Below are 12,694 nucleotides of genomic sequence, written 5' to 3' on the forward strand. Positions count from 1 at the left end.
AACATAGAGCAAGATCAGCTTTGATGCTGGTGGTAATTTCCGGAGCAAAGTCACGGCATTTTCAGCATTTATCCTATAATCTTACCAGTTTTCAATTTATAGCATTGATCAGGGTAATGAGGAAAAGCCCAAATTCTCGACTCCTGATAATACAAGCGTTCTCACCAGATGGCTGCTGACTGCTATAAATCATTAGCCAAATCTGCCGAAATTTGGATCTCTAAGGATATTAATCAAGGTTATGGCGCAACGCTATGTGCGAGTTAAAAGTCAAGAAGGACAAATTTACTATGGGTTGCTGCAACTATCCCTCAATGTAGAGGTTTTGGATGCTCCACCTTGGTTAGATGGACAACCCACCGATTTAATTTTGGAATCAGACAAATACGAAATTTTGGCTCCTTGTTCTCCTTCTAAAATTGTAGCTGTAGGTAAAAATTATGCGGATCATGCCGCAGAAATGGGAACTCCCGTACCAGATGAACCGCTGATTTTCTTTAAACCGTCTACATCTGTAATCGCTTCGGAAAGACAAATTAAGTATCCTCCACAGTCAAAGCGGGTAGACTATGAAGGCGAATTGGCATTAGTGATAGGCGATCGCACCTGTGACTGTACCCCAGAACAAGCCCAAAGCAAAATTTGGGGTTATACCATTGCCAATGATGTCACTGCTAGGGATTTACAAAAAAAAGATGCTCAATGGACACGAGCCAAAGGCTTTGATACATTCTGCCCTTTAGGCCCTTGGATTGTCCGAGAATTGAATCCAGGGGCGAGATTGCAGACCTTTTTGAATGATGATCCCCACCCAGTCCAATCTGCTTGTATTGATCAGATGGTCTTTCCCCCGGATTTTTTGGTGTCTTACATTAGTCAAGTGATGACACTTTTACCTGGGGATATAGTGCTAACAGGTACACCTATGGGGGTAGGTAGCTTAAATTTAGGCGATCGCATCCGCATAGAAATTGAAGGTATTGGTCGCCTTGAAAATACCGTTATCGCCCGTTAGCACCAGATGGGAATAGTTACTATCTTTTAAATCTTGAGCGATCGCTTATTGTCAAAACTGTTGAGCAAAAAACCCAAGTCGCTATTATGCCTAGCGCACTTGCATATAAACAGCATCCGAAATTGCTGGTATTTCTGCATAGCGACCCATCAAAGACTGGACAACAGAATAAACAACTGTGGCAACTATTCCCATAAAAATAGTTGTATACAGTGTTTGCATAGCAAATCCACTACCAGGAACTAATTTCACAATATCAGTCAAGATGCTGCATAAAAATATAACAATATCCAAAATGATTGCTTGCATAGTGTTGAAACGAATAAAATGGCTAATTTTGTCATTTCTCACTACTAACAACCATAAAGCAAAGAAAATAATCAGCCCGGCATAGCGGACACCATAGTAAATCCTTAATAACGGCAGTAGAGGTAAAAAGATAATTCCTAAAAATGGAAAATCATTCAGCAAAAACTGACCAAAGGCAAATACCTCAATCAAAGGCAGCAAATAAGGTAAAGAAGCGAAAATTCGGTCGGGAACCGTCGTAGACCCGCGCAAAGACATATTGCGTTCTCCTGTGAATGAAATTTTAAGAGCTATTTGAGCTTAGGATAACGCAGTTGCTTGATATTGCTAGAAAATTAGATTATTTTATATGGACAATGCGAAAGCCCATCACGCACTCATACTGTTCAGGCTGCTGCTCAGTAAATGCGCGAAGTGCTTGACCACAGCCAAGTTTACCCCCACCCCAGCGTGGTTGTCCGCTACTATTAGCAAGCCAACAAGATTGGCAAACCTGTTCAGGGGCAAAGATTTGATCATCCGTTAAAATGACTAACATCACAAATACCTCCATCGCTCCTTTTGGCATCAAGGCATAAATTCAGAAAATAACAAATTTTTGGTAACTGCGCCTTAATTCATTGTATGTTATATATTTTAGAGATTTATTTTTATAAGTAAAAAATAATACATATATTTTCATGGTTAGTGAATTACAGGCAGTAGATCAAAGCTAATATGCGAAAGCATTTATTGTCTGGACATTGAATAATAAAGAAGTCAACACTCAAAACATATTAAATGAACAGCTATAACACTATTAATACTGTGCTGTACTGAAAACAAAAGCTTAGATTCTACCAATTTTCAAAAGGATAGTAAACGTGAATAAGACTAACTCAGACTTGCTTAAATCTGCCGATCCTGCTATTAGCGAGTTAATTAACCAAGAATTACAGCGTCAACGTGATCACTTAGAGTTAATTGCGAGTGAAAACTTTACTTCTGCGTCTGTATTGGCGGCTCAAGGTTCCGTACTGACTAATAAATATGCGGAAGGATTACCAGGTAAACGCTACTATGGCGGTTGTGAGTTTGTTGACAAAATCGAGCAAATAGCGATTGACCGCGCCAAACAGTTATTTGGTGCTGCCCATGCGAACGTTCAACCCCATTCAGGCGCACAAGCTAATTTTGCAGTGTTCCTGACCCTATTAGAACCAGGGGACACAATTATGGGGATGGATTTGTCTCACGGAGGACACCTCACCCACGGTTCACCAGTGAATGTGTCGGGTAAGTGGTTCCAAGTGCGTCACTATGGTGTAAGTAAAGAAACAGAACAACTTGACTATGACCAAATCCGCGAGTTGGCTTTGAAAGAACGTCCTAAACTGCTGATTTGTGGTTATTCCGCTTATCCCCGGATAATTGATTTTGAAAAGTTCCGCAGCATTGCTGATGAAATTGGTGCTTACTTATTGGCGGATATTGCTCACATCGCTGGGTTAGTCGCTACTGGCCATCATCCCAATCCGCTTCCTTATTGTGATGTGGTGACGACAACAACGCATAAAACCTTACGCGGACCAAGAGGTGGCTTGATTTTAACCCGCAATGCTGAACTTGGTAAAAAGCTAGATAAATCAGTGTTCCCTGGGACTCAAGGTGGCCCTCTAGAACACGTAATTGCTGGTAAGGCTGTGGCTTTTGGTGAAGCACTGAAGCCAGAATTTGCTACTTATTCTGCTCAAGTGATTGAAAATGCTCGTGCTTTAGCTACCCAATTGCAAAAACGGGGATTGAAATTAGTCTCAAATGGTACAGATAATCATTTAATGCTAGTAGATTTACGTTCCATTGGCATGACAGGGAAGAAAGGCGATCAGCTTGTTAGTGGCGTAAATATTACTGCTAATAAGAATACAGTACCATTTGATCCAGAATCACCTTTTGTTACTAGTGGTTTGAGATTGGGTTCGCCAGCAATGACCACAAGGGGCTTGGGTGTGGCAGAATTTACGGAAATTGCTGATATTATTAGCGATCGCTTACTTTCTCCAGATTCTGAGACAGTAGCCGCAGATTGTCTGCGACGAGTAGCAGCATTGTGCGATCGCTTCCCCTTATATCCTCACCTAGAAATTCCCTTGCCAGTTCTAGCCTAAGGGATTCTAGATTTTAGATTTGGGATCACCTACTCAAATCTAAAATCTCATATTTAATCAATCCCCCAAGCATAGTGAAAATTGCGGACAAAACCCTCACACAATTTTGGTCATCCCAACCACTTCTTAAAAAATACTGATGCCTGCTCAGATTTATCATCTGATTGCCTTTCTAATCGCCGCAGTAGTCGTTCTCTGGACTACACCAGATGTCAAAAATATTGGCATCAAAAGTGGACGCTTAGATAAACCAGGTAGTCGAAAAATTCATCAACATCCTATGGTACGCCTGGGAGGAGTTTCTATCTTCGCAGGTACTATTATCTCCCTATTAATTGTCTGGTGGTTAGGCGGATTTGCAAATCTACCACCGGAAAAAGAATGGCAAATTTGGGGTGTCACTTTAGGCGGTCTAGGCTTTTTTCTCATCGGTTTAGCAGACGATTTATTCAACCTATCCCCTTTAGTACGCCTGTTAATACAAATAATAGTCGCTGCTGCTGCATGGAAAGTTGGTGTCAGTATAGATTTCATTACCATTCCCACAATTGGCATAGTTAATCTAGATTGGTTAAGTTTTCCAATTACAGTTATTTGGTTGGTAGGAATGGTAAATGCAATTAACTGGATTGATGGTTTAGACGGACTAGCTGCTGGTGTCACAGGAATTGCTGCCGTAGTCATGCTGTTAGTATCTCTATTTATGCACCAACCAGCAGCAGCCTTAATAGCCGCAGCCTTAGCTGGTGCCGCATTGGGATTTCTTCGTTATAACTTCAACCCAGCGCAAATATTTATGGGTGATGGTGGATCTTATTTTATGGGATTCACCATAGCAGCCGTTGGTGTCATCGGGTTAGTAAAAATTCCCGTTTTTACCGCTGTATTATTGCCTTATTTGATTTTGGCAGTACCAATAGTTGATATGTCAGCAGTAATTTTAGCGCGACTACGACACGGTAAATCACCTTTTTTAGCCGATAAACGCCATTTACATCACCGTCTATTAAATGCTGGTTTATCCCACAGATTAACAGTTTTGTTCATTTATTCTTTAACTCTATGGGTGGGTAGTTTAGCCTTAGCTATTGTTGGTATTCCTAGTGGGATGACTTATGCCTGTGCATCTACATCTTTATTGAGTTATGCTATTTGGCGAGTTTGGAAACTTTCTCGGCAATCTTAAGGATTCTGGATGCAATCTCAAATCTAAAATCTAAAACTTCATGAGTGCAGAAATTATTTGTGTTGGTACTGAATTGCTACTAGGAGATATCCTCAATAGCAACGCTCAATTTTTAGCCCAGCAGTTAGCGCAGCTAGGCATTCCCCATTACTATCAAACTGTCGTGGGAGATAATCCAGAAAGACTGAAGCAAGTTATAGAAATTGCTGCTTCCAGAGTGCAAATTCTCATTTTCACTGGTGGGCTTGGTCCCACACCAGATGACCTCACCTGTGAAACCATTGCTGATTTTTTTGACGTTCCCTTGGTAGAAAGTGCCGATATTATTGAAGACATCACTCAGAAGTTGGCCCAACGCGGTCGGGTGATGTCTCCCAGCAACCGCAAACAAGCCTTGATTCCCCAAGGGGCCGAAATTTTACCTAACCCTACAGGAACAGCACCAGGTATTATTTGGCAACCCCGTCCTGGGTTAACAATTTTTACTTTTCCAGGTGTTCCTAGCGAAATGCACCGAATGTGGTCAGAAACAGCAGTACCTTTTCTCAAAAGTCAAGGTTGGGGCAAGGAAATTATTTACAGTCGGAGTTTAAAATTTTGGGGTATTGGTGAATCTGCTTTAGCAGAAAAAATATCTGCTTATTTGAATTTACCTAACCCGACAGTAGCACCATACGCTGGCAAGGGAGAAGTCCGGCTACGAATTTCTGCTAAAGCATTTAATGCAACAGCAGCAGAGGATTTAATTGCACCTATTGAAAAACAACTGAGGGAAATTGCTGGTTTAGATTATTACGGTGCTAATGATGATACTTTAGCTTCTGTTGTTGGTAAGTTATTGCAGTTTTCAGGAGAAACGCTTTCAGTTGCCGAATCTTGTACAGGTGGTGGACTGGGGCAAATGTTGACAGAAATTGCTGGCAGTTCTAGTTATTTTTGGGGCGGAATAATTTCTTATGACAATTCGGTAAAAATCGGATTGTTAGGGGTTAACCCAGAAGATTTAAATCAATGTGGGGCTGTGAGTGCTACTGTAGCCGAACAAATGGCTTTTGGTGTGAAAACTCGTCTGGCAACTACTTGGGGATTAAGCGTGACAGGGATTGCCGGTCCCTCTGGAGGAACTGATACAAAACCAGTAGGGTTAGTATATATTGGATTAGCCGGACCAGGAGATGAGGTAAAAAGTTATGAGTGTAAATTTGGGACGATACGGGATCGATCTTTTATTCGTCATCTGAGTATATGCACGGCTTTAGATAATTTGCGGCGCAGTTTATTAATGCGTTAGTTTTGAATTAATTGTGATTTATGGCAATGCTATTTGTTTAAAGGGTTACTTTATCTATTTGTACTGACAAGTAGCAAGAAAATTACGAGTTATTTCGCATTAACATCCAATACTCTACAAAAATCACACGGGAACTTTCACAAACAGCATTAGTTCTGTTATATATGGATAACAAATTTATGAAATCATGAAAATTGAATGAGGTGGTTTACTATGTTATTTCGATTACACAGGATATTTTTTGATCATGTTTTTTATCTTGCCTACTAAAATAAATGCACCAAATAACCACTTTTAAGGTATCCTATTCCATTGTGCTTAAAAATTTGCGCTTTAATTTAAGATAGTGATTTTGCTTAGTTTTTAATAGCCAATTTTTTTTTTCCGGAACTGGTATTAACTCTGTTGTCTTGTAAAGTATGAACATCTGACAACACTTACTACCAACTAAATCAAGAACAACTAGCGATTAAGAAAAATATTTACCGCATAATCGCTATGTATCTTGCCTGTAATCCTCAAATTTTTCTACAGGGAACTATACTCATGGCATTCTGGCCGAAAAAGTCAACCACTTCTAATCCAACAGCATTTCAGAATCAGGATTTTAAAAAAAATACAGACGTACTGAATATATCGAATCAATCAAGTACGGAGAGTAAGCCATTTTATAAAAATACAAATTTTACCACACCAGCACTATCTTCCATAGACTTAGCGGATACTTTTCAAGCCAATGATAATTTGTATGAGAACTTATTAAAAGTATCTATACTCACGGAATTTTTCCCACCAGACTATGCTGCTACAGGACAGTTGATTGAAGAACTGGTAAAACACTTGGAGAAACAAGGAGTAAATATTGAAGTATTTACAGGACAGCCAGCATACGCATACTCAACCGCAAATGCACCAGCCGTTGAACAATTAGGTGGTATTCGTATTCAGCGATCGCGCTCTACTCAAGCTTGGTCAGGACGGATTCGAGGTAAAGCCGTAAATGGTGTCCTATTTACATTGCGTGCCTTTCTACATATTATCAGAAATTTCCGTCGTCACAATGTATTTTTGGTAACTTCTGCTCCTCCTTTTTTGCCCATAGCAGCATATTTAGCGCATCTGTGTTTTCGAGTCTCTTACGTTTGCTTAATCTATGACCTTTATCCAGATATTGCGATCGCACTAGGAGTAGTCTCCAAAAATCATTGGCTGTCAGGGTTGTGGCGAGAACTGAACAAAATGATTTGGCGGAGGTCTCAAGGACTAGTAGTGCTTAGTCCTGATATGAAAAAGAGAATCATCGCCATCTGTCCAGAGATAGCCGATAAGGTATCAGTAATTCATAGTTGGGGAGACCCTAACTTGATTGTGCCAATTACCAAAGAAAATAATTGGTTTGCAAAAAAACATAATTTAGTTAATAAATTCACTGTCCTCTATTCTGGTAATATGGGCAGGTGCCATGATATAGAAACTATTTTAGAAACTGCCAAACAACTACAAGATGAGCCTATTCAGTTTGTTTGCATTGGCAGTGGAGCAAAAAGAGAGCGTTTTATTGAGGCAGTGAATAAACTAGGATTAACCAATTTTCTATTTCTCCCTTACCAAGATAAGCAAGTACTTCCTTACTCATTGACAGCTTGTGATCTGTCTCTAGTAAGTGTAGAAGCTGGTATGGAAAGTCTTGTTGCTCCTAGTAAGCTTTACCCAGCCTTAGCCACCGGACGACCAGTAGCAGTGATTTGCTCAAAGTATTCTTATTTACGACAGTTAATCACTGATGGCAAGTGTGGAGTGAGTGTGGAGAATGGAGACAGTACTGCTTTAGCTGAATTTATTCGTCTGCTGAATAGCGATCGCAAATTAGCAGAACTTATGGGCAAAGCCTCTCGCCAGTATTTGCAGTCAAATTTTACGCCGCAAATCATAGCTGAACAATATCTTAGAGTTCTGCAAAAGTCCCATTTGTAGTATATTGGTTGCACTATACCAATGATCACAAACCTGCTAACATATCCAACGGGTTTACAAAACTTAGGTTCAAAAACCGAATAACTAAACTTTAAAATTAGGAGTTGGGCTTTGATGGTCTTTTTGATCTCAGTCCTGCCAACGCAACCTTCTTGTGATCTATCTTTATCAAGAGGAGGCCGAAGTGCAGAGAAGGTGTGACCGAAATCGGAATCGTTCAAAACGTCGAGCCATTTATTGTCCGGTGCATAGCTGTTACATGGATAGTGTAAGTCAAAAATACGGCTTGTTTGCTGAACACGCAGGACAACTACAGCAGAGAGGAATGAGACGAAAAGAGGCTCTAATGTTAGTAGCTGCAAAAACTACAGTTTCTCTAGAAGGGGAGTGGTTAGAAGCATTTTGGTGTGAACATTGCCAAGCAACTAAATGGTATCACATCCGTAAACGTGAATCTGTATATCACTTGTCATTAGCACCAGCCGAACTTTGGCAGCAAGCAACAGGAGTTATTAATCCCCATAGAAATCCCTCCGTAGGCGAATTTACCTTCAGGCAATCACAGATTATTGGTGGTAACACCATAAAAGATTTTTGGGTGATTAACTAAAAATTATGATAATTTACACCATTGTATTGAGCTTGGCAGCAAGAAAATTTCTGATATGAAAGACACAATTTCCCAGCCAGAATTAATAATTGAAGCCGGAAGAAGCGAAGGACAATACTGGAAAGACCTCTGGCGCTATCGGGAATTATTTTATTTCCTGGCATGGCGAGATATTTTAGTTCGATACAAGCAAACAAGCATTGGTATCGCTTGGGCTTTAATTCGTCCTTTTTTAACAATGGTAGTGTTTACAGTCGTGTTTGGGCGATTAGCAAAATTGCCATCTCAGGGTGTGCCTTATCCCATCCTTGTTTTTTCTGCAATGTTGCCTTGGCAGTTTTTCGCCAATTCACTCTCAGAATGCAGCACCAGTCTAACTACCAATTCTAACCTAATTTCCAAAGTCTATTTTCCCAGATTAGTAGTACCTACAAGTGCTGTAGTAGTGAGCTTTGTAGATTTCATGATTTCGGGAATGATTTTATTAGCATTAATGGCATGGTACAACTTTGTACCCAGTTGGAGGATTTTGACCCTACCCTTATTCATTAGTATAGCCTTTGCTGCTTCAATGGGAGCAGGATTATGGTTTGCTTCATTAAATGTTCAATATCGGGATTTCCGTTATATAGTACCTTTTATTGTGCAGTTTGGTCTGTACATATCACCAGTAGGATTCAGTAGCAGCATTGTTCCTGAGCAGTGGCGGTTTATATACTCATTAAACCCAATGGTAGGAGTAATTGATGGTTTTCGTTGGGCAATTTTAGGTGGTGAATCAAATTTATATTTACCAGGTTTTATTCTGTCTTTGCTCCTCGTATTTTCACTATTGTTTAGTGGGATTTGGTATTTTCGCAAGATGGAAAGGAAATTTGCAGACGTGATTTAGATACACTCACTTTCAGAAACAATATTAATCATATTATTGGGACTCAGCGACATATAAACTATGATAAAAATGACACTTATATGTCACCATATAAAGTCTTGTTACGCCATTCAGCATTTCTGCATCCAAAACTAACTAACAATTGAAGTTAAACCCGCAGAAAAGTTGCAAATATAAACTTCGATATACCAATGATACCAAGGAGTTAGAAATGAAAGATATTGGAGCCACAATTTGGTTTACAGGATTGAGTGGTGCTGGCAAAACCACTATTAGCAGTGAAGTTGCAAAGCAATTAAGAAATCGTGGAATCAAAGTTGAAGTTTTAGATGGTGATATAGTTCGACAAAATCTCACCAAAGATTTAGGATTTAGCAGAGCAGATCGAGACGAAAATATTAGACGAATTGGTTTTGTTGCTGATTTATTAACTAGAAATGGTGTAGTAGTATTGATTTCTGCTATTTCACCATATCGTGATGTGCGGCAAGAGGTACGCCAGAAAATTGGCAATAACTTTATTGAAGTTTATGTCAATGCATCCTTGAAAACTTGCGAAGATCGTGACGTTAAAGGTTTGTATAAACGAGCCCGTCAAGGGGAAATAAAGTTTTTCACCGGTATTGATGACCCCTATGAACCACCTTTAAACCCAGAAGTTGAGTGTTTGACAGAACAAGAAGATATTGGACAAAGCGTGGCCAAAGTAATAGAGAAATACGATATCTTATGTAGTAATATCTCTACTTCTTCTGCTTGTTTATAATTCTCTCATTTAAATTATCTGTAATAATATGAGAACCATTAACTTTGCTCATAGTTAATGTTTGTCTCTACAAAATTTGTACCTATGTCAGACACAGTTATTCGCATTGAAAACCTCAGTAAGAAATATATTATTGGACACCAAAAACAGGAACGGTATACTGCGCTGCGCGATGTAATAACTAATCAAATTAAATCTCTTGGTAGTTTAATCAATCCCAAAGCTAAAACTGAAAATCCTGCCTTTGAAGAATTTTGGGCTTTAAAGGATATATCTTTTGAAATTAAGCAGGGGGATAGGGTTGGGATTATTGGCCGTAATGGTGCGGGAAAATCAACCCTATTGAAGATTTTAAGTAGAATTACTGAACCAACCAAGGGGTGCATTAAAATTAAAGGAAGAGTTGCTAGTTTATTGGAGGTTGGGACTGGCTTTCATGGTGAATTAACTGGGAGAGAAAATATATTTCTGAATGGTGCAATTTTAGGGATGAGCAAGGCAGAAATTAAACGCAAGTTTGATGAAATTGTGGACTTTTCAGAAGTAGAGAAATTTTTAGATACACCAGTAAAGCGTTATTCATCTGGAATGTATGTAAGGCTTGCCTTTGCCGTAGCCGCACATTTAGAACCAGAGATTTTAATTGTAGATGAAGTTCTAGCTGTAGGGGATTCCGCTTTCCAGCAAAAATGTTTAGGAAAAATGGAAGAAGTAGGACAAGAAGGAAGAACCGTTTTGTTTGTAAGTCATAATATGGGAACGATTGAAAAACTATGTAATAGAGGAATTTATCTAAAATCAGGGCAGATTAACTGCAACGGAAAAATAGAAAATTGTTTAAACTCCTATTGGCAAAGCTTAGAGAATAGTGCTGTTTACCAACCTGGCACAATTTTTAAATTAGAAAATAGAGAGAATTCAAATAAATTTTCTATCCTAAAAATTACTCTTTTAGATGAAAAAGAATGTAGTAAAGCAGTCGTCAGAACATGGGATTACTTGCGGATCAGAATTCGTTTTTTTTGTCCTGAACATATCCCTCAAGGTGGCGTAGATTTATGTATTCATACATTTTCTGGAAATAAGCTAATTCATTATTCAACTAAACCATTAAGCGGGTTAGATATGTCGCTCCCAGAAGGAGATTCATACACTGATTGCATCATACCTTGTCTTCCACTAGCATCTGGTAATTATAGACTGAGTGTAGGGTTATCTATCCCCAGGAGTAAGTGGTTGTGTTGGGAAGAAGGTATAGCCACGTTAGAGGTGAAAGAAAAAGATGTCTATAATTCTCTTGTATCTCCTGATCAGAATAGAACGCCTATAGCTGTAGAACATTATTGGGAAATTCCTGCAAAAGTTAAATAATGATGAAAAATGATCAATCGGTTTATCCTTTAACATCTTTGCATCAACCAGAAACAGAGCTAAATAATAGCTTAGGGAACAAAGAAATTCAATTTGCAGAATCTACTCAGGATGGATCAGAATTTCCTAAAATTAGTATTATTACACCCAGCTACAATCAAGGGCATTTTATTGAAGAAACTATCCGTTCAATATTACTCCAAGGCTATCCGAATCTAGAATATATAATTATTGATGGTGGTAGCACTGATAATACTGTTGAAATTATCAAGCGATATGAACCTTGGATCTCATATTGGGTAAGTGAAGCAGATCGTGGTCAAACTCATGCTATTAATAAGGGTCTAGCTAAAGCGACAGGTGATATTATCGCTTATCTCAATAGTGATGACTATTATTTACCAGGAACACTATTTAAAGTCGCTGATCATTTTCGCCAATTTCCTGATACTGACTTGTTGCATGGAAGGTGTCGTTATATAAATCAAGAAGGTGAAAAAATTGGTGAGCAATTTGGCAATATCCAAAAGTTAGAAGAAATTTTAGATTTATGGGATATATGGTGGAAAAAACGTCAATTTGTTCAGCCAGAAGTGTTTTGGACAAGACGTATTACAGAAAAAATTGGTCTTTTCAAAGAAGAGCTTTACTTTGTAATGGATTATGATTATTGGTGTAGAATAATCCGAGCAGGTGGTATTGTCAAAAGAATTGATTCTGAATTATCTTGCTTTCGATTGACTGCTGATCAAAAGTCGAATCAAAGTCAAAAAGTAGCTCATGAGTTACTAGATTTAGTACGTCCTATTCTTTGGGATAAAAATTTAAATATTTCTTTCAAGCAGCGGCTAATTCTTCAGGGGAAATGGTTATATCAAGTCAAATTTTTAGATATGATTGAAAAGTCTGTTAGCAATAGCGAAGGGAAATTAATACGTTGGGTTAAAACTTTCACATTAATTGCACAATATCCCAAAATATTGCTAGTTTCATCCTTCCAAGCAAGATTCAAGAACTGGTTCAACCGATTAAATTCATAAATTATTTCAAAGCTATAGCAATCCAAATTTAAACATAAAAAATATGTTTATCGTTTGATTCAGTCAGTCCTAATTTATGATTTTAATTTAATT

12 protein-coding genes are annotated in these 12,694 nt (G+C 38.6%); 10 read left to right on the forward strand and 2 right to left on the reverse strand.

Going from position 1 to position 12,694, the window contains the following annotated elements:
• Positions 1–241: 241 nt before the first annotated feature.
• The gene (locus AC012T_RS21860; protein ID WP_487060782.1) at positions 242–1,015 is read left to right on the forward strand and encodes a fumarylacetoacetate hydrolase family protein; all 774 of its coding nucleotides are present in this window, start codon (positions 242–244) and stop codon (positions 1,013–1,015) included.
• 90 nt (positions 1,016–1,105) lie between these two features.
• Here the strand turns inward: AC012T_RS21860 and AC012T_RS21865 are convergent, their stop codons facing one another.
• The gene (locus AC012T_RS21865; protein WP_487060783.1) at positions 1,106–1,582 is read right to left on the reverse strand and encodes a Tic20 family protein; all 477 of its coding nucleotides are present in this window, start codon (positions 1,580–1,582) and stop codon (positions 1,106–1,108) included.
• A gap of 82 nt (positions 1,583–1,664) precedes the next feature.
• Positions 1,665–1,862: a hypothetical protein gene (locus AC012T_RS21870; RefSeq protein ID WP_487060784.1), complete on the reverse strand. Its 198-nt coding sequence runs from the start codon at positions 1,860–1,862 to the stop codon at positions 1,665–1,667.
• Positions 1,863–2,187: 325 nt separating this feature from the next.
• Here AC012T_RS21870 and glyA point away from each other — a divergent pair, with 325 nt between their 5' ends.
• From glyA to AC012T_RS21915, 9 genes are all read left to right on the forward strand, one after another.
• On the forward strand, positions 2,188–3,471 hold the full coding sequence (gene glyA / locus AC012T_RS21875; RefSeq protein WP_487060785.1) for a serine hydroxymethyltransferase: 1,284 nt from the start codon (positions 2,188–2,190) through the stop codon (positions 3,469–3,471).
• A 139-nt stretch (positions 3,472–3,610) separates the two neighbouring features.
• Positions 3,611–4,657 carry a glycosyltransferase family 4 protein gene (locus tag AC012T_RS21880; RefSeq protein WP_487060786.1) on the forward strand — a complete coding sequence of 349 codons (1,047 nt, stop codon included), beginning with the start codon at positions 3,611–3,613 and terminating at the stop codon, positions 4,655–4,657.
• A gap of 40 nt (positions 4,658–4,697) precedes the next feature.
• Entirely contained in the window at positions 4,698–5,948 is a 1,251-nt protein-coding gene (locus AC012T_RS21885; RefSeq protein ID WP_487060787.1) for a competence/damage-inducible protein A, read from the forward strand.
• 546 nt (positions 5,949–6,494) lie between these two features.
• Complete coding sequence (locus AC012T_RS21890) at positions 6,495–7,922, forward strand: glycosyltransferase family 4 protein (RefSeq protein ID WP_487060788.1); 1,428 nt, start codon at positions 6,495–6,497, stop codon at positions 7,920–7,922.
• Positions 7,923–8,106: 184 nt separating this feature from the next.
• Entirely contained in the window at positions 8,107–8,532 is a 426-nt protein-coding gene (locus tag AC012T_RS21895; protein ID WP_487060789.1) for a hypothetical protein, read from the forward strand.
• Positions 8,533–8,587: 55 nt separating this feature from the next.
• Entirely contained in the window at positions 8,588–9,424 is an 837-nt protein-coding gene (locus AC012T_RS21900; RefSeq protein WP_487060790.1) for an ABC transporter permease, read from the forward strand.
• 211 nt (positions 9,425–9,635) lie between these two features.
• Positions 9,636–10,190, forward strand: coding sequence for an adenylyl-sulfate kinase (gene cysC, locus AC012T_RS21905; RefSeq protein ID WP_487060791.1), 555 nt, complete (start codon positions 9,636–9,638; stop codon positions 10,188–10,190).
• An 84-nt stretch (positions 10,191–10,274) separates the two neighbouring features.
• Positions 10,275–11,561 (forward strand): ABC transporter ATP-binding protein, encoded by a 1,287-nt coding sequence (locus AC012T_RS21910; RefSeq protein ID WP_487060792.1) that lies wholly within the window; start codon positions 10,275–10,277, stop codon positions 11,559–11,561.
• The gene (locus tag AC012T_RS21915) at positions 11,561–12,601 is read left to right on the forward strand and encodes a glycosyltransferase family 2 protein (protein ID WP_487060793.1); all 1,041 of its coding nucleotides are present in this window, start codon (positions 11,561–11,563) and stop codon (positions 12,599–12,601) included. Before AC012T_RS21910 ends, AC012T_RS21915 begins: the two co-directional genes overlap by 1 nt.
• Positions 12,602–12,694: the final 93 nt, after the last annotated feature.

Source organism: Anabaena sp. EIM26 (assembly GCF_057568715.1).